The organism is Kutzneria buriramensis, from assembly GCF_003387475.1.
In the GTDB taxonomy this organism is placed as follows: domain Bacteria; phylum Actinomycetota; class Actinomycetes; order Mycobacteriales; family Pseudonocardiaceae; genus Kutzneria; species Kutzneria buriramensis.
Map to the genome: position 1 here is coordinate 487,714 of NZ_QUNO01000007.1, position 17,102 is coordinate 504,815.

Annotated in this window: 16 protein-coding genes and 2 pseudogenes; 12 read left to right on the plus strand and 6 right to left on the minus strand. The window is 69.9% G+C overall.

The annotated features are described in order from the left end of the window. Positions 1 to 241: 241 nt before the first annotated feature. A pseudogene (locus tag BCF44_RS22965) lies at positions 242 to 962 on the plus strand (transposase family protein). Between the two features lie 34 nt (positions 963 to 996). On the opposite strand, the gene BCF44_RS22970 reads toward BCF44_RS22965, so the two are convergent. Genes BCF44_RS22970 through BCF44_RS22980 form a run of 3 tightly spaced genes read right to left on the minus strand, consistent with a single transcriptional unit; the run spans position 997 to position 3,364 of the window. After that, entirely contained in the window at positions 997 to 1,938 is a 942-nt protein-coding gene (locus tag BCF44_RS22970) for an NADP-dependent oxidoreductase (RefSeq protein WP_246015430.1), read from the minus strand. Further along, a complete protein-coding gene (locus BCF44_RS22975; protein ID WP_116176382.1) occupies positions 1,935 to 2,396 on the minus strand; it encodes a cupin domain-containing protein in 462 nt (153 codons plus the stop codon). Before BCF44_RS22975 ends, BCF44_RS22970 begins: the two co-directional genes overlap by 4 nt. Before the next feature lie 14 nt (positions 2,397 to 2,410). Then, positions 2,411 to 3,364, minus strand: coding sequence for an AraC-like ligand-binding domain-containing protein (locus tag BCF44_RS22980; RefSeq protein WP_116176383.1), 954 nt, complete (start codon positions 3,362 to 3,364; stop codon positions 2,411 to 2,413). Between the two features lie 187 nt (positions 3,365 to 3,551). Here BCF44_RS22980 and BCF44_RS22985 point away from each other — a divergent pair. The 3 genes and pseudogenes from BCF44_RS22985 to BCF44_RS22995 form a co-directional block, all read left to right on the plus strand. After that, positions 3,552 to 3,779, plus strand: a pseudogene (locus BCF44_RS22985) (transposase); the annotation flags it as partial. Next, a complete protein-coding gene (locus BCF44_RS22990) occupies positions 3,749 to 4,072 on the plus strand; it encodes a transposase (protein WP_246015452.1) in 324 nt (107 codons plus the stop codon). The pseudogene BCF44_RS22985 and the gene BCF44_RS22990, both read left to right, overlap by 31 nt. Before the next feature lie 59 nt (positions 4,073 to 4,131). Then, a complete protein-coding gene (locus tag BCF44_RS22995; protein ID WP_170217691.1) occupies positions 4,132 to 4,713 on the plus strand; it encodes a TetR/AcrR family transcriptional regulator in 582 nt (193 codons plus the stop codon). A gap of 195 nt (positions 4,714 to 4,908) precedes the next feature. Here the strand turns inward: BCF44_RS22995 and BCF44_RS23000 are convergent, their stop codons facing one another. The 3 genes from BCF44_RS23000 to BCF44_RS23010 are packed head-to-tail and all read right to left on the minus strand — an operon-like array spanning position 4,909 to position 7,786. Then, entirely contained in the window at positions 4,909 to 5,523 is a 615-nt protein-coding gene (locus BCF44_RS23000; RefSeq protein ID WP_116176385.1) for a TetR/AcrR family transcriptional regulator, read from the minus strand. Further along, positions 5,520 to 6,311 (minus strand): fatty acid desaturase, encoded by a 792-nt coding sequence (locus BCF44_RS23005; protein WP_116176386.1) that lies wholly within the window; start codon positions 6,309 to 6,311, stop codon positions 5,520 to 5,522. Before BCF44_RS23005 ends, BCF44_RS23000 begins: the two co-directional genes overlap by 4 nt. Next, a complete protein-coding gene (locus BCF44_RS23010) occupies positions 6,308 to 7,786 on the minus strand; it encodes a phytoene desaturase family protein (protein WP_211353168.1) in 1,479 nt (492 codons plus the stop codon). Before BCF44_RS23010 ends, BCF44_RS23005 begins: the two co-directional genes overlap by 4 nt. A gap of 322 nt (positions 7,787 to 8,108) precedes the next feature. Between BCF44_RS23010 and BCF44_RS23015 the strand changes: the two genes are divergently transcribed. From BCF44_RS23015 to BCF44_RS23050, 8 genes are read left to right on the plus strand one after another with little or no spacing between them, the layout of a single operon-like run. Beyond that, positions 8,109 to 10,250: an MMPL family transporter gene (locus tag BCF44_RS23015; RefSeq protein ID WP_147328598.1), complete on the plus strand. Its 2,142-nt coding sequence runs from the start codon at positions 8,109 to 8,111 to the stop codon at positions 10,248 to 10,250. Between the two features lie 18 nt (positions 10,251 to 10,268). After that, positions 10,269 to 10,934 (plus strand): RraA family protein, encoded by a 666-nt coding sequence (locus tag BCF44_RS23020; RefSeq protein WP_116176389.1) that lies wholly within the window; start codon positions 10,269 to 10,271, stop codon positions 10,932 to 10,934. Positions 10,935 to 10,960: 26 nt separating this feature from the next. After that, positions 10,961 to 12,286: an MFS transporter gene (locus tag BCF44_RS23025; protein ID WP_116176390.1), complete on the plus strand. Its 1,326-nt coding sequence runs from the start codon at positions 10,961 to 10,963 to the stop codon at positions 12,284 to 12,286. A gap of 32 nt (positions 12,287 to 12,318) precedes the next feature. Then, on the plus strand, positions 12,319 to 12,996 hold the full coding sequence (locus BCF44_RS23030; RefSeq protein ID WP_116176391.1) for a response regulator transcription factor: 678 nt from the start codon (positions 12,319 to 12,321) through the stop codon (positions 12,994 to 12,996). Beyond that, positions 12,993 to 14,399: a sensor histidine kinase gene (locus BCF44_RS23035; RefSeq protein WP_116176392.1), complete on the plus strand. Its 1,407-nt coding sequence runs from the start codon at positions 12,993 to 12,995 to the stop codon at positions 14,397 to 14,399. Before BCF44_RS23030 ends, BCF44_RS23035 begins: the two co-directional genes overlap by 4 nt. A gap of 53 nt (positions 14,400 to 14,452) precedes the next feature. Then, on the plus strand, positions 14,453 to 15,220 hold the full coding sequence (locus BCF44_RS23040; RefSeq protein WP_211353169.1) for a COG4705 family protein: 768 nt from the start codon (positions 14,453 to 14,455) through the stop codon (positions 15,218 to 15,220). Between the two features lie 33 nt (positions 15,221 to 15,253). Continuing rightward, complete coding sequence (locus BCF44_RS23045) at positions 15,254 to 16,642, plus strand: acyclic terpene utilization AtuA family protein (protein WP_116176393.1); 1,389 nt, start codon at positions 15,254 to 15,256, stop codon at positions 16,640 to 16,642. Further along, positions 16,635 to 16,973, plus strand: a complete 339-nt coding sequence (locus BCF44_RS23050) for a DUF4387 domain-containing protein (RefSeq protein ID WP_116176394.1) — start codon at positions 16,635 to 16,637, stop codon at positions 16,971 to 16,973. Before BCF44_RS23045 ends, BCF44_RS23050 begins: the two co-directional genes overlap by 8 nt. Positions 16,974 to 17,102: the final 129 nt, after the last annotated feature.

Below are 17,102 nucleotides of genomic sequence, written 5' to 3' on the forward strand. Positions count from 1 at the left end.
TCTGCCGAGCAATACCAGGCTGTGTCGGCTTGCCGGAATGGCTTGCGGAACCTTCGGATCGCGGCTGGGGCTGCCTTGCTGCTCGCCATCGTGTGCGCCGTGGTCGCGCTGACCGCCTGGCGCCGAACCCGACGTCAGCTGGACCCGTCCTAAGGGCTTCTCATAACCCGATGGCAGACGCGACGCCGTGATCGTTAATCGTGGTGGGATGCAGGTGATCACGGCATAACGCCCGGAGTGGATCACGCCGTTCACCGGCCTACAGCCCGGCCAGTTCCGCTAGCTCGTGCGCGTCGTGGCCCAGCGCGGCGGGGACGAGATCGCCGACGGCCGCCCTAGCCGACCGCGTGCTACTGGTCGCCGCCTACTGGCGCACCAACCTCACGATGCGCCAGATCGGACCGCTGTTCGGCGTCTCGCACTCCGCCGCCCATCGCGTGATCGACACCCTCGACCCGCTACTGGCACTGCCCCCGGTCCGGTGCCGCCGGATCGACCAGGTCGCCATCGTCGACGGAACCTTGGTCCCCACTCGTGACCACCGACTGGCCGCACCCAGCAAGAATTACAGCTACTCCGCCAACGTGCAGGTCGCCATCGACGCCGACACCCGTCTGGTCATCGCCACCGGCGACCCATAACCGGGCAACCGCAACGACTGCACCGTCTACCGCACCTCCGGCATCGACCAGAAACTGGCCGGCCGCCCGGTGATGGCTGACGGCGGCTACCAGGGCAACCCCGACGTGATCATGCCCCACCGCAAACCCGCCGACGGCACACTGACCAACTGGCAGGAAGATCTCAACGCCATCCACCGCAAGGTCCGCGCCCGCGTCGAACACGCGCTGGCGCGGGTGAAGTGCTGGAAAATCCTGCGGGACTACCGACGCGCGGCCAGCACCCTGGCGGACACCGCCTCGGGCATCGCCCACCTGCACAACCTCCCCCTCACGGGCTGACCGCGAGTCGGTCAGTGGTCACTACCAAGAAAAGTCACGAGACACCCTTAGCTCGGCCCGGCTTAGCTTCCGGCCATGGCGATGACCAGTTGCCGCCCTTCGGACGCTGCTCGCACTCCAGCGCCGTCAGGGCGGGAATCGCCTCGGCCAACGGGACCGTACGGGCGATGGGCAGGCGCAGGGTCCGGGCCACCTCCTCCAGGTCGCCGGTCACCGGCCGGCCCATCATCGCCCGGAACGGGCCGGGCAGTGCGCTTCTGATCATTTTGGCCGGGGTTGGGACGATGTCGACGATGGTTCCGCCGGGCTTCAGCAGCGTTCGGGCCGCGGCGAAGGGAAGCATGCCGGGCGTGTCGAGGACGAGATCGAACCGTTCCGCGAGGGCGGCCGGGTCGAAGCCGAAACCCACGACCGGTTCGACGCCGAACTCGCGGGCCTCGTCGGTCGCTGGGTTGCGGCAGCTGCCGGCGACCGAGGCTCCCCGCGCCCGGGCGAACTGGGCGGCGGCCCGGCCCACACCGCCCAGGCACCCGTTGACGAAGACCGCCTGCCCGGGCCGGATTTCCGCCGCGGCCTGGTAGGCGGTCACGCCCACGGTCGGCAGGGCGGCGGCCTGCTCGCACGAAAGGTCCACCGGTTTGAGCACGACCGCCTTCTCCGGGGCCGTCACCATCTCGCCGAACGCCCCCGCCTGCCGGAACCGAGCCGGGCCGAGTACCGCGTCGCCGGCCTTCAGGCGGGTGACGCCGGCGCCGACCGCCTCGGCGACTCCGGCGAAGTCGTGCCCCATCGCCCGGGGAAAGGAGCGGCCGGTCATCAGCTTCATCTCGCCGTTGCGCATCTTCCAGTCCAGCGCGTTGGAAGCCGCCCCTCGGACGCGTACGAGAACCTCATCCGGACCCGGGCGTGGTGGCTCGAACTCAGCGAGCCGCATCACCTCCGGGCCGCCGTAGCGGTCGTATTGAAGGCGCTTCACGAGGCGTATTCGTTCGAGATCTCGGTGGCGTAGTTCTTCCAGAGCGGTTTCATGGTCTCGGCATTGACCGGCTGCCCGGAATCGATCATGGCCTTGAAGTCGCGGAAGTACTGCACATACAGGTCCGGCGTGAAGGTGTTCAGCATGACCGCGTTCTCGTCGCCGACGTTGGCGAACGTGTGCGGCGCCCCGGTCGGCACGATGACCCAGGTGCCCGGCCCGGCGTCGTATTGGTCCTCGCCGACGGTGAACCGGAAAGTTCCCGCCAGCACGTAGAAGCCCTCGTCATGCTGGGCGTGGCGATGCTGCAACGGGCTCGGGGTGCCTGGCGGAATGGTGACCTCGGCGAACCCCAGCCGGTGGCCGGTGTGCTCGCCGTTCTCCAGGATACGGATCTGCTGTGCCCCGCTGCCGAGGATCTCGCCCTCACCGGGGCGGACGATGTTTACCTTCGCCACGACTTCTCCTATTGCTATTGCCTGCCTTGGTCACCACCATCCTTTCCCGGGCAGGCTGTGCGCGTCTTGGTCGTCTGTGCACGGTTGCTGGTTACCAGTGCGCGGGCGTTGTAGCCGTACGTCGCCTTGAAGAGCTTGCTGAAATGGGTGGGATCGGAGAATCCCCACCGGGCGGCCACAGCGGTGACAGTGCGTCCGCTTCCGGTCAGCTCGGCTCGGCAGCGCTCCAGGCGGCGACGGCGGATCAGGGCCGCGACGGTGAGCGGCTGGTCCTCGAACAGCTTGTGCAGCCGGCGTACTGAGATGTAGTGGGCCGCGGCGATGCCGGGCGGGGACAGATCGGGATCGGCCAGCCGGGCCTCGATGTAGCCGGTGATCCGGTCCCGCAGCCACTCGTCCGGGGCCGGTTGTTCGTCGCCGAGCCGGGCCTCCAGCGCGACCGCGATCAGTTCGACGACGGCCGCCGCCGACCGCAGCGCCTCCGCCTCGCGGAACTCGGTCGCCGACCGCGCCGACTCCCGGGCCAGTACGGAGACGAGAGCGCCTGGGCCGTAGCTGCCGTCAATGCGTACGCCGATGAGCTGGTCGATCTGCGCGGGCCGGATCCGAAGCTCCCGGCGCGGAACCAGGATGGTGACGTGCGCCGCGGCGGTGCTCTCGAACCGGAGCGTACGCGTGGGATCGAGCAGCACCAGGTCGGTCGGCCCAAGTTCGGCGTCGCCGCGCCCTTGCTCGATCCGCGTCCGGCCCCGGGTCATCACCTTGACCGCCAGGTTCTCGCCGTCGGAGGCGTCGCGCTCCCGCCCGATGCAGGAGCTCTCGGGCGTGTCGAGGGAGACCAGCCGCAGCGGCCCGAGGTCGCGGGTGGCGATCCGGCCCCGGAAGCTGGCCCCGGCCAGCTTGTTGACCAGCGGCGGAAACCCGCTGGCGGCCAGCTCGTCCTGGAACGTCTCAAGGTTGCCGATCACCGGTCAACGATAACGGCGACACTTCTGCTCGGGCACGGTGTTCGGCGGGCGTTAGAGCGGAGCCGGCACGCATCTGCTCTACCAGGCTCTGGTGCATCGTCTCAGGTTCGATGTGTGACCAGAGTAGGAAGGTGTTTGAGATCCTGTCCGCTCCCCAGTGCCACTGACCTCCGGCAAAGTCGATCAGATGGCACGCGACCACCGGTACCCCTCGGACCTGACCGACGCCGAGTGGGCAGTGATGGAGCCCCTGCTACCACCACCGACAGCACATCCCCAAGACGGACGCCGGGAGAAACACCCACGTCGCGACATCGTCGACGCGATCTTGTACGTGGTCCGCTCGGGCTGCTCCTGGCGGCAACTGCCGGTCGACTTCCCACCCTGGGAGACCCGTGCTGGGATCGCCGGCAGGGACAGCAGGCGGCGAACTGCTATGCCGAACGGTTCGTACGCACGGTCAGATCCGAGCTCACTGACCGCATGCTGGTCCTGAACCGGCGGCATCTGGACACCATGCTCGCCGAGTACGTCCGGCATTACAACGGTCGACGGCCGCACCGGTCCCGCAAGCTCCGCCCCTCCTCGGCCGACCGACCCGGTGACGAACCTCAACTTCCAGCGGATCAAACGACGGCGGCTCCTCGGAGGCTTGATCACCAGGTACGAACGCGCCGCGTAAAACTACTGGTCAGCACCGGTGGCTGACTTGCGAAACCCCGCAGGTTCGGCGCGACGCTGAGGAGAACCGGGAGCGGCTGCTCGCCGTGGCCGCCCCGATCGCGCTGCGCGAGGGCCACACCGTGCCGCTGGCCGCGATCGCCGCCCGCGCCGGTGTCGGCGTCGCCACGCTCTACCGCAGCTTCGCCGACCGCGACGCGCTGTTGTATGCCTTGCAGTTGCGCGCCTACGGCATTCTCAACCGCATCCTCGACGAAGTGGAGCCGCTCGGCTTGTCCGGGCTGGACTCGGTCGGCGAGTTCCTGACCCGGGCGTTGGCCGTCGGCGACCAGCTCGTGTTGCCGCTGCACGGCGCGCCGCCCCTGGTCAGTGCCGAAGCCACTGCGGCGCGGCAGGCGATCGACCGGCGTCTGGAGCGGTTCATCGAACGCGGACGGGCCGAGCACGGCATCCGGGCGCCGGTCAACGCCACCGACGTCATCGTGTTCAGCGCGATGATCACCCGCCCGTTGCCGCACAATCCCGGCTGGCCACGGCTGGCCGCCCGGCAGGTCGCGAACTTCCTCAACGGCCTGGCCGGCAACGGCCCCATCGAAGTGCCCGGACCGGCCGTGCCCCAGGCCGAGATCGAACGGGCCTTCGCGTCCGACGCGTGGGCCGACGACTGACCGGTGGCCGCTCGGGCGATCAGGTCTTCGTGCCGGGCTTGGCGACGGTGTCGACGAAATCGCCGATGGCGGCGAGGGTCGCTGCTGGGTGGTCCCGCGGTGAGCATCCCCGGAACCGTCCAGGCCACTCTCGGACTGTTCAGCTGGAGCGGCTTGGCGTTCATGGTCGGTGTCTCCGCGGCGCCGAGCGTGTTCCTACTTCGTCGCCCGTGCCCGCTTGCGTCGGGGCAGCTTGTCGAAGATCGCTGCCAGCCGCTCGGCCTGCTGGAACGCTTCCTGCGAGCGGGTGGGGTCCTGCTCGATGTGCGTCAGCGCCTGGGTACCCAGGAAGTACGCCACCGCCGCCCGCCCCACCACCCGCGCATCGACCAGCCGCGCCAGCGGTTTGCCCCGCAACAGCGTTCGCAGCACCTCCTCGGCCAGGTCTTCCCAGCGACGGGTCTGCTCGGCGACCGCTACGGCCAACGCCGTGCCGGGACGCGCCGCGGTGACCAACTCCTGCACCGCCTGGACATGTCCGGATTCGGTGTCCTCCGCGTACAGCGAACGCACCAGCCGCACCATGGCGGCGGCACTGGTCACGCCGGTCATCGCCGCCCGGTACTGGGCCTCCCGCGCCGCGCTCGCGTACGCCGCGGTGGCGACCAGCAACTCGTCCAGATCCGTGAAGTGGTAATAGATCACCCCCGGCGCGAAGCCGCCCAGCGTCGCGATCGAGCGGGCGGTCGTGCCGGCGTACCCGTGCACGCCCAGGGCGGACACCGTGGCCCGGAGGATGCGGTCACGCGCCTCGGATCGCGCACTCGTCACGGCACGACCACCGGACGCACGCCGGCATGAGTCAAATAGGGATCGAGCCGGCGGCTCAGCTCGGCCAGGTGATGACTGGGCACCTGCGGGTAGAGGTGGTGTTCGAGGTGGTAGGTCAGTTCCAGGAAGATCGCGGGAATGATGCGGCCTCGCAGGGTTCTGGTCTGGGTCAACGGCTCCGTGCCGTAGCCGTGGTGCGGCAGATAGACGGTCAGCAGCGGGTAGACCCAGCTGCCGACGATCGCCATGATCGCATAGACCAGGACGCCAGGAGTCGCCGGCCACAGCAGCACGCCCGCCACGACGGCGGAAACCGGCGCCAGCGCCTCGACCGCGAGCCAGGCCCGATCGCGGCGCCGCGCACGCCGGAACGACCACATCCACAGCCGCACCAGGAACACCGGGCCGTAGCAGAGCGCACCCACAAACGACAGTTCGGCCGGGTATCCCTCGGGATCCTCGGGGCTGGGAAACAGCTCGTGGTGCTGGCGATGGCTGATCCGGTAGGAGTGCCCGCTCTCCAGCAGCACCAGGCCCAGCACGAAGAGCCAGCGGTTCGACGCGGTCTCTGAGAGGCCGAGCGTCCGATGCACGACGTCGTGCGTCACCGTCACGACCGCGACGAAGATCCCGAAGACGACCAGCGGGGTCGGCCACCACCAGCCCAGCCAGGCCAGGAGCGCGAAGCACGCCACCCCGACGAACGGTCGAGCCAACGCGACGACGCGCTGCCGTCGCGTGGTCACGAGCAGGTCGGCGCCGAGTTCGGCCAGCGTGGGCAGAGTCATCGGATCCTCCGGTGGTCCCGGCGAACGCCGTCGGCGACGATGCGGCTGCCGAGCACGCACGCGACCGTGCCCAGGCCGGGCCAGGTGGTGTCGCCGACCAGCCACATTCCCCGCCCGCCGAGGTCGTGGGGGATGGCGAACTGGTTGGAGTTGCGGATGTTCTGCCGCACCCCGCCGACCGCGCCGCCCGGACGGAAGGCGAAGCGTTCGAACGTTCTGGGCGTGCCCACGTCGGACACCACCGCACGCTGCCCCAGGGCGGGGTAGACGCGACGGGAGAGTTCGATCAGGCGTGCGCCGATCTCCTTCTTGCGCAGGGCGTATTCCTCGCCGCGTAGATCGGCCCATTCGGACAGCTCGGTGTGCGTGGAGATCATGACCGCGCGATGGCCGCGGGGCGCGCTGTGCAGGTCGCCGGGCGCGGACACGGAGACGAACATGTTGTTGCCGTCCCCCAACGGTTTGTCATATGAGTGCAGCAACTGATGGTGGGTCAGCCGCTGGCCGTCGACCTCGGCGTCGGGTACGCCCAGGAACGCGATGATCGCGCCTCCGCAGGCGTTCCGGTCCCGGCGCAGGTAGCGGTGCAGCCGGCGGGCCACCGGCTGGTCCGCGCAGATTCGTGCCGCTGTGGGTGCCGGCACCGCGAGCACAACCTGGCGCGCTGTGCGTTCCCCACGCGGGCCCCGCACCACGAAGGCGCCCGGCTCGCCGTGGACACGTGACACCGGGCTTCCGGTGCGCAGTTCGCCGGCAAGGCTGCGGTAGTGCCTGACCAGGTCCCGCCAGAAGCCGTGCATGCCGCCCTCGTGCCGGGTCAGGCCGGCGCCGCGGATCGTCACCCCCAACGCCGAGTTGATCAGCGGCGCGCGGTCCACGACGCTGTGCACGGTGTCTTCGACGAGCATGCCGAGCAATCCCGCCAGGGCGCGGTCACCGCGCAGCCCGTAGCGGCGCAACGCCTCGCCCAGGGTCACGGTCAGGAACCTGGCCAACGGCAGGCCCCGCACGCCGACAATGCGCACGTCGTGCGCGACGTCCCGGACACTGCGCAGCGGCACCCTGATGCCGTCGCGACTCGCCCGCCAGAAGACCTCGGCGAGCCGGTCGAGCAAGTGCCAGAAATCGCGGTGCGCCGGGTCGTCGCCGAAGGCGTGCAGCCGCTCCGCATGCCAGGCCGCGGGATCGCGGCTGAGGGTGACTTTCCGGTCCGGCAGCCACGCCTGGTAGCCCTGGAGTTGTTCGCCCCGAACCGGTGGGGCTCCGATGGTGTCGAGCAGTTCTCCGCCGACGCCACCGGGCTCGAAGTCGACCAGCGTCGTCGCGCCGACGTCGAAGGAGAAGCCACGATGGGTCCAGTAGCCGGCGCATCCGCCCACATGCCCGTGCGCCTCGAAGACGACCGTGGACAACCCCTGCGCCTGCAACCTCAGCGCGGTCGCGAGGCCGGCGAGGCCCCCGCCGACGATCGCCACGTCTTTCGTGTCCGAGCACCGCGTACCCGAGTGAACCGACGTTTGAACATCTGTTCTGAACACATGTTCAAAGATGGCGTCCGCCGGCCGATTCGTCAAGGCCGAGCAAGGATCGACAGTCCGCGCCAGGTCAGGCCGGGTCGGATGGGCCTGTACGTCGCCCTTGACGTTCGGCCGTCGGTCGCCGGGTGTCCGGCGTCGTCGACCACGATGCGCCCGCGGTGGCCCGCTCAGCGTTGAAAGCCGGCTGTAAGCAACGGCCGGCCAGACTGGGCGCGCACTTGACAACACGTACCGTCTGGGGCCTGATGCCGTGCATACCGTGACCCGATTCTGCCTGCGCCACAAGGGCTTCGTCATCCTGGCATGGCTGGTCCTCGCCGTGCTCGGCGCACTGAGCACCGGTCCGGCCGTCGACCGGCTGACCCACTCCTTCGCGACGCCGGGCATGGCCGGCTACGACACCAATCTGCACCTGCTGCAGACCCTCGGCATCGACGGCAATGAGCAGCCCAGCATCGGCGTGCTCACGTTGCCCGCCGGGCAGGGCATGGACACCGCCGCCGGGCGGGACATCGCGGCCAGGACTTTCGCCGCGGCGAACCGCGCGGGGCACCTGGCCGTGGCGGACTACGCGAACACCGCGAACCCGGCGCTGATCTCCGTCGACGGCCGGACCACGTGGGCGGTGTTCGACATGCCCAACCCCGACCTCCCGTCCGGGGCTGGGGTCATGGACGGCATCGAGCCGGCGCTGAAGGCGGCGGCGCCGCCCGGCGTCACCGTCTCGGTGACCGGGTTCGAGCAGATCCAGACCACCGGCGCAAGTTCCGGCGGTCCCAGTGTGCTGGTCGAGACCGGGATCGGGGCCGTCGGCGCGCTCGTGGTGCTGCTGTTCGTCTACGGCTCGGCGATCGCGATCGTGCCGCTGCTGATCGCGATCCCGTCGATCCTGGCCACGTTCCTGCTGATCCTCGGACTTGAGCAGGTGACCGATGTCAGTTTCTTGGTCGAGTACCTCGTCGCGGTGATGGGGCTGGGCGTCATCGTGGACTACTCGCTGCTGCTGGTCACCCGTTGGCGGGAGGAGCGCGAGGCCGGCAAGTCGTACGAGGAGGCGATCCTCGCCGCGAGCCCCACCGCCGGCCGTGCGGTCGTGCTCAGCGGACTGACCGTCGCGATCGGTCTGCTCGCGCTGGTGGGGCTGCCGGTGCCGTTCCTGCGCAGCATCGGTCTGGGCGGCATGCTGATTCCGCTCGTCGCGATCACCGCGTCCGTCACCCTGCTGCCGGTCATCCTCGCGACGGTCGGCCCGGCTCTGGACAAGCGCCGCGTGTGGCGGGGGTCGACGACGTTGAGCCGGGGCTGGCAGCGTTGGGCCGGCGTGATCGTGCGCCGCCGCTGGCTCGCGGGCATCGCCGGACTGGTCATCGTGCTGGGGCTGGCCGCCCCCTCACTGGCGATGAACACCGGGCAGCCACGCGCGAACTCGTTGGGCGGCACCGGGACGGCGGCCCAGACGCTGCACCAGTTGGAGGGCGTCGGGGTGCCCAGCGGTGTCGTCTTCCCGATCCAGCTGTTCACCCACGGTGGATCGGCTGCCGCCGACCAGGCCGCGTCCATCGCCGCGACGACACCCGGCGTGTACGCGGTGCTCGCGCCGGCGACGCCGTCGTTCCGCCGCGGCAACGACGCCCTGATCAGTGTGATCCCGATCGACGAAGGCAACACCTCAACCGGCGTTGCGACCGTCGCGCGGCTGCGCGCCGCGCTGTCCGGTGTCCCCGGTGGCGTCGAGGTGGGCGGCAACACCGCGCAGAACTCCGATTTCACCAGCGCGGTCTACGGCAACTTCCCGCTCATGCTCGGTGCCATCGCGCTGCTGACATTCCTGTTGCTGGCCAGGGAATTCCGCTCGGCCGTGCTGGCCGTCAAGGCGGTCGCGGTCAACATGGTCTCACTCGGCGCGTCCTTCGGATTCCTGGTGCTGTTCTGGCAGGACGGCCTGGGCTGCGACCTGCTCTACGGCGTGTCGGCCACCGGCTCGATCCGCAACTGGATTCCGATCGTGTCGTTCGCGTTCCTGTTCGGTCTGTCCATGGACTACGAGGTCTTTCTCCTCGCCCGCATGCGTGAGGAGTACGACCGGACCGGATCGACCCGGGAGGCGATCGTCGGCGCGCTGGCCCGCACCGGACGCCTGATCACCTGCGCGGCGGTGATCCTGGGCATCTCCTTCGCCTCGCTGTCCGCCGCACCGGACGTCGTCGTCGAGATGATCGCCACCGGCCTCGGCGTCGGGATTCTCGTCGACGCCCTGGTCGTGCGAACCCTGCTCGTGCCCGCCCTCGTGGCGGTCATGGGCCGCTGGAACTGGTGGCTGCCCGAGGGGCTCGCGCGACTGCTGCGGGTCCGGCCGCCCGTGTCGGCGCCGATGGAAACCAAGCACGCCATCGAGGTCTGAACCGACAAGGAGCACACCGTGACAGACCACATCGCCGCACTCGCCGCGTGGGACACGCCGGCTTTGAGCAACGCCGTGGACGCGCTGCGGCTGCGACCGAACACGCTCGGCCACACCGACGGCTCCCTGTCCCGTATCACCGGGACCACGCCGATGGTCGGGCGAGCCGTCACCGCGCGAATGGTCGCGCGGGAACCCGGTGACGACGGCATTCCCGTCTCGCGCCTGCACCAGGCGATCTCGACGACGGACGGCCCTGTTGTCGTCGTCCTGCAGGACTGCGACACCCCAGCCGGTGCGGGCGCGTTCCTGGGTGAAGTCAATGGCAGTCTTCTTGCGGCACTGGGCATCGCCGGCCTCATCACCAACGGCCGGGTCCGAGACGTCAGGGAACTGAGCCGGTTTCCGTACTCCGTGCACGCGGCCGGCCTGTGCGTCGGCCGCGCCCACATGCGCCTGACCCACGTCGGCGGCGAGGTCACCGTCGCCGGCATGACGATCCGCCCGGGCGACCTCCTGCACGGCGACGAACACGGCGTCCTGGGCATCCCCCCGGGCGCCGTGCCCGACGTGATCGCGAAGGCGCGACTGATCCGCGGCGACGAACAGGACGTGATCGAGTGGTCGCGCTCCGCCGACTTCAGCGTCGAGAAGTTGCTGTCCCTGCGTCGCGTCCGCCACTGATCCCACGGCCAGGACAGGAGCCCGTCATGCACAACGACATCGCATCGCCCTCGGCGATCGCCGACCGGCTGGACCGGCTGCCGCTGTCCCGCTGGCACCGCAGGATGGTGCTGCTGATCGGGCTCGGCGCGTTCTTCAGCTTCTTCGAGGTCGCACTCGGCAGCTTCTTCGGCGTCCTGCTGAACACCCAATGGACACTGACCGCGGCGGACAAGTCGATGATCGTCGGGTCGGCGTTCCTCGGCGAGATGATCGGGTCGCTGACGCTCGCGCCGCTGGCCGACCGATTCGGCCGCCGCAGGATGTTCCAGGTCAACCTGATCGCCTACGCCGCACTGTCGCTCGCGGCCGCCTTGTCTCCGAACCTGACGGTGTTCCTCGTGCTGCGCGTGCTCACCGGAATCGGGTTGGGCGCCGAACTGACCCTGGTCGACACTTACCTGTCCGAGTTGCTGCCGGCAAGGCGACGTGGCCGGTACATCGCCTGGAGTTACACCTTCGGACTGACCGCCGCGCCGGTCGCCGGCATTCTGGCCAAATCCGCCACCGGGACCATCCTCGGCCTGGCCGGCTGGCGTTGGCTGCTGATCCTTGCCGCCGGTGGCGGCCTGGTGGCGTGGCTGTCCCGCCGGCGCCTCCCCGAATCGCCCCGCTGGCTGGCCACCACCGGCAGGCTCGCCGAGGCCGATCGCGTCGTCACGGCGATCGAGCGGGAGACCGGGGCCCCGCTCGACGATCCCGCTCCCGTCCCGCCGGCCGCCACGCGCCCGGACCCGGGCCGGTACCGACGCCGCTCGGTGCTGATGTGGCTGATGTGGATCTTCACCCCGATCGGCTTCTACGCGTTCGCCTCGATCGCGCCGATCGTGTTGCTGGCCAAGGGATTCGACCTGGCGCACTCGCTGACCTACTCGGCGCTGACGGCCGCCGGCTACCCGCTGGGCTCGCTGGCGAGCGTGTACCTGACCGAACGGTTCGAGCGCAGGACCCTGGTCATCGCCTCGACACTGGCCGCCGCCGCCTCCGGCGTCGTGTTCGGGCTCGGGACCGTCACGGGCGTGATCATCACCGCCGGCGTCGCCACCACGGTCAGCACCATCGTCCAGTCCAACGCCGTGCACATCTACCAGTGCGAACTGTTCCACACCGCCAACCGCAGCACCGCCATCGGCATGCCCTACGCCGCGTCCAGGCTCATCAGCGCACTGCTGCCGTTCGGAGCCATCGCACTGTTGTCCGCCGCCGGCGCCAGCGGCCTCTACCTCGGCTGCGCGGTACTGCTGGTGGTGATGGCCATCGTGGCGCGGTGGCTGGGCCCACGCACCAACAACCAGCGGCTCGACGAGATCTGAGCGAGTCGCGCCGGATATGGGAGGCTGGACTCGTGCGCATCCTGGTAGTCGAGGACGACCCCGACATGGTGGCCTCACTGACCTGGGGCCTGCGGGCCGAGGGCTACACCGTGGATGTCGCCGCCGACGGCGAGGACGGCCTGTGGAAGGCGCAGGAGACCGCCCATGACGCGATCGTCCTGGACGTCATGCTCCCACGCCTGGACGGCTACCAGGTCTGCCGGCGGCTGCGCGACCAGGACATCTGGACCCCGATCCTCATGCTCACGGCCATGGACGACGACCTCGACCACGCCGAGGGGCTCGACAACGGCGCCGACTGCTACCTGGCCAAGCCCTTCGCCTATCCCGTCCTGCTCGCGAACCTGCGCGCGCTCACCCGGCGCGGACTGCCCGCGAGGCCGGCCGCGCTCAGCGCCGCCGGCCTCACCCTCGACCCGGCCAGCCGCACCGTCACCCGTGACGGCGTGCCCGTCGAGCTGACCAGCCGCGAGGTGGCCGTCCTGGAGTACCTGATGCGCCGGCGGGGGCGCGTGGTGTCCAAGACGGAACTGCTCCACCACTGCTGGGACGCCGCCTACGACGGCGGCCCGGCCGCGGTGGAGGTGCACATCCACCGGCTGCGCCGCAAGATCGACCCGCCGGGCGGGCCTGCCACCATCCAGACCGTGCGCGGCGAGGGATACCTCATCGCGGCCGAGCCCCGGTGAGCACTCCCGCACGACCGGACGGCCCCAGGCGCCGCCGGTTCGGCGCCCGGACCCTGCGGGCCCGCGTCACCGTCGTGGCCAGCCTGGGCATCACCGCAGCCGTCATGCTCGGCGTCGCGCTGCTGTACCTGTTGCAGCGCGAGTCCCTGCGCGCGAACATCGACGGCCAGTTGCAAACCTACGCCACGCAGATCGCGCAGGCCGGCGCCGATGGCACATGGCCGGTCCCACTCCCACCGTCCACGCTGGACACCCACGCCGAGGCGCAGGTCCTCGCCGCCGACGGGCGAGTGCTCGCCGCCAGCCGCGGCCTGACCGGCGCCGACGCCGTGTACCGGTTGCCGGCCGGATCGTCGCAACCCGTGCGGCAGAAGGCCGCCGACGCCGTCCTGCCCACCGACATTCGAGTCGTGGCAGTGCCGACCACCGTGCACGCCGCGCCCGTCACGATCGTCGCCGCCACGTCGACGGGTCTGCTCAGCATGCTCGACACCGAGGCGGCCAGCCGGCTGCTGCTGGGCATCCCGGTCACGCTGGCGCTGGCCGCGGTGGCGGTGTGGCTGATAGTCGGCCGGGCGCTGGCCCCGGTGGAGCGGATCCGCCGCGCCGTCACCGAGATCACCTCCGCCGACCTGACCCTCAGAGTCCCGCAGCCGGACACCGACGACGAGGTCGGCCGGCTGGCCCACACCATGAACGACATGCTCGGCCGGCTCGACGATGCCGCCCGCCGGCAACGGCGATTCGTCTCCGACGCCTCTCACGAGCTGCGCAGCCCCCTCGCGGTCATCCGCACCACCCTGGAGGTGGGGCTGGCGCATCCGGACACGGCGCCGTGGCCGACGATCGCGGCACGGGCGGCCGACCAGACGGCTCGACTCGACGACCTCCTGCACCAACTGCTCGCCCTCGCCAAGGCCGACGAGCGGCAACTGGTCACCCACCGTCAACCGGTCGACATCGGCAAGTTGCTCGACGGCATCCACACCACGGTCGCGCCGCACCGCGTCGAGATCGCCGTGCACACCACGCCCGGACTGGTCACCCGCGGCGACCCCAGCCAACTGCAACGGTTGTTCCGCAACGTCATCGACAACGCCACCCGCTACGCCGCGCACCGCGTCGAGATCGCCTGCGACCGCACCGACGGTCACATCCGCGTACACGTCGACGACGACGGGCTGGGAATCCCCGTCGCCGACCGGGATCGGGTGTTCGACAGGTTCGTCCGGCTGGACTCCAGCCGCGACCGGGCCAGCAGTTCGACGGGCCTCGGCCTCGCCATCGCCCGCGAGATCACCCGCGCGCACGGCGGCACGATCGCCGTGACCGACGCACCCGGCGGCGGCGCCCGCGTCGTCGTGGTCCTTCCCTCGGCCGAGCCGGCGGAAAGCGTTCTGTAAGCCACCGCGGCGCAGGCTTGCGGCACATCCGATCGGACCTCATGGAGTGCCTGATGCCCCGTGCCGCGCAACTCGAGCGGGTCGCGACGAAGGTTCCCGAGATCACCGCGTCGTTCTGGGTGATCAAAGTGCTCACCACCGGCGTCGGTGAGACCGCGTCGGACTACCTGTTCCACCAATTCGCTCCGCTGGTCGCGATCTCGACCGGCCTCATCGGCCTGGTCTCGGCGCTCATCGCCCAGTTCCGCGCGCGCCGCTACATCCCCTGGGTCTACTGGTCGGCCGCCGGCATGGTCAGCGTGTTCGGCACCATGGTCGCCGATGTCGTCCATGTGGGACTCGGTGTGCCGTATCTGACGTTGACCATCGTGTACTCGCTGGCCGTGGCCGTGCTGTTCGCGGCGTGGTACGCGAGCGAACGCACCCTGTCCATCCACACCATCGTCACGCGTCGGCGGGAATCGTTCTATTGGGCGACGGTTCTGGCCACGTTCGCCCTGGGCACCGCCGTCGGCGACCTGACCGCCAAGACGATGCAGCTGGGGTTCCTGGCCTCGGTCGGCATCTTCGCCGTGGCCATCGCACTGCCGGCCATCGCGCACCGCGCCTTGGGGCTGAACGCGATCGCGGCCTTCTGGCTGGCCTACATCGTCACCCGGCCGCTGGGCGCCTCCTACGCGGACTGGTTCGCCGGCCCCACTTCCGACGGCGGTCTCGGTCTCGGCACCGGTCCGGTGACGCTCGTGGGCCTGGTCGCGATCGTCGCCGCGGTGGTGTACGTGACGAAGCGGCAGGTCGGCGTGCCCGAGGCCGCGAACTGAGACCCGAGCCCTGCTCGACCACAGGAGAACCTCATGTCGAAACCAGTCAATCGGCCGCGCAGCGTGGGTGTGTTGGTCCCCACGGGGATGCTCGGCGCGGGCTTTCCGCCCGCGACCATCACCCGCGGCATCTCCCTCGGCGCCGACGTCATCGCAGTGGACGGCGGGTCCACCGACTCGGGCCCCTACTATCTGGGCGCAGGCCAGGCCAAGACCACCGAGGCCGCGGTGCGGCGAGACCTGCGGCTGCTGCTGCACGCCGCGAACGACGCCGGAATTCCGCTGGTCGTCGGCTCGTGCGGCACCAGCGGAACCGACGCGGGTGTGCGGTGGGTTGCCGACATCGTCCGCACGGTCTGCGTCGAGGCCGGACTCGACGTCCGGGTGGCGCAGATCTTCAGCGAACTGCGGGCCGAGCAGTTGCTGCCCAGGCTGCACGAAGGCCGTATCCATCCGCTGGCGCCCAGCGGCCCGCTCGACGCCGCGACCTTGCAGCGGTGCGAGCACATCGTGGGCGCGATGGGGCACGAGCCGATCGTGCAGGCGTTGCACGCCGGCGCGGACGTGGTGCTGGCCGGGCGGGCCACCGACACCGCTCTGTCCGCCGCGGTCCCCCTCATGCGCGGCATGCCAGCGGGTCCGACCTGGCACATGGCCAAGATCGTCGAGTGCGGTGGGCAATGCACCACCAACCCGCGCTCCGGCGGCGTGTTCGCCCGTGTGGACGAGACCGGCTTCACGATCGAGCCCTTGGATCCGACTGCCGCGTGCACACCGACCTCGGTGGCAGCGCACATGCTGTACGAGACTGCCAACCCCAACACGATGCGTGAACCAGCCGGGGCCATCGAGGTCACGGACGCCCGCTACATCGCGCTCGACGACCGCACCGTCCGGGTGGAAGGCTCCCGTTTCGAACCCGCCGACCAGCACACGATCAAGCTGGAAGGCGCGGCCATCACCGGATACGAGACGGTCTCCTTCGCCGGCATCCGTGACCCGCGCATCCTCGGTTCGCTCGACGAATGGGCTGCGCTGCTGATCGAAACGCTGACCGAACGAGTGGCCACCGTGCTCGGCCTCACAGCCGGCTCCTGGGACGTCGATCTCCGTCTCTACGGCCACAACGCCGTACTCGGCGACCTCGACCCGGACACGGCAACCCCACGCGAGGTGGGGGTCATGCTGCTGGTGTCCGCACGTGAGCAGCAGATCGCGACCGCGATCTCCAAGCTCGCCAACCCGCTGCTGCTCCACCTTCCCCTGCCGAGCATGCACTACCTGCCCTCGTTCGCTCTGGCCACCTCGCCGGCCCACACCGACCGCGGCGCGGCGTACGAGTTCGTGCTCAACCACGTGGTCGACGTCGACAGCCCGACGGAACTGTTCCGCACCCACCTGACGGAGCCCGCCCATGCCTGACCCGACGCACATCCCGACGACGCTGGACGACCTGGCGTTGGAGGTTCGGGCGAAGAACGCCGGCCCGTTCTGGCTCACCCTCGACGTGTTCATGCCCGACGACGCGGGCTACCGCGTCGCTGACGCGCTCATCACCCCGGATCTGATCGCCCGCCTTTACCACGTCGCGGTCGAGTCGGTGCAGATATTCCGGCTGCCGCGGCTGCGGGTGGTCAAGGTGTCCTTCCCCAGGCCCGTGGTGCAGGGCAGCCTGCATGACCGGGACATGCACGCCGGACAGCACCACGTGCCACTGGCCAACCTTCCCGTTCCGTCGGGACGCCATCCCTGAGTCCGCTTTCGAGGCCGGCATGCAGATCCTGCTTGGTCGCATCCGCCGCCTCACACCGGTCCGACAAGAACGCCGATGAGCCGTGGACCGCGATGCTCGGTGGCCTCTGCGCCGTGTGGGGCACCACGG

Bases quoted from the DNA above. Each gene is read 5' to 3' on its own strand.
- BCF44_RS23005 (WP_116176386.1), bottom strand. From the start codon at position 6,311: ATGACTCTGCCCACGCTGGCCGAACTCGGCGCCGACCTGCTCGTGACC.
- BCF44_RS23025 (WP_116176390.1), top strand. From the start codon at position 10,961: ATGCACAACGACATCGCATCGCCCTCGGCGATCGCCGACCGGCTGGAC.
- BCF44_RS23040 (WP_211353169.1), top strand. From the start codon at position 14,453: ATGCCCCGTGCCGCGCAACTCGAGCGGGTCGCGACGAAGGTTCCCGAG.
- BCF44_RS23045 (WP_116176393.1), top strand. From the start codon at position 15,254: ATGTCGAAACCAGTCAATCGGCCGCGCAGCGTGGGTGTGTTGGTCCCC.
- BCF44_RS23050 (WP_116176394.1), top strand. From the start codon at position 16,635: ATGCCTGACCCGACGCACATCCCGACGACGCTGGACGACCTGGCGTTG.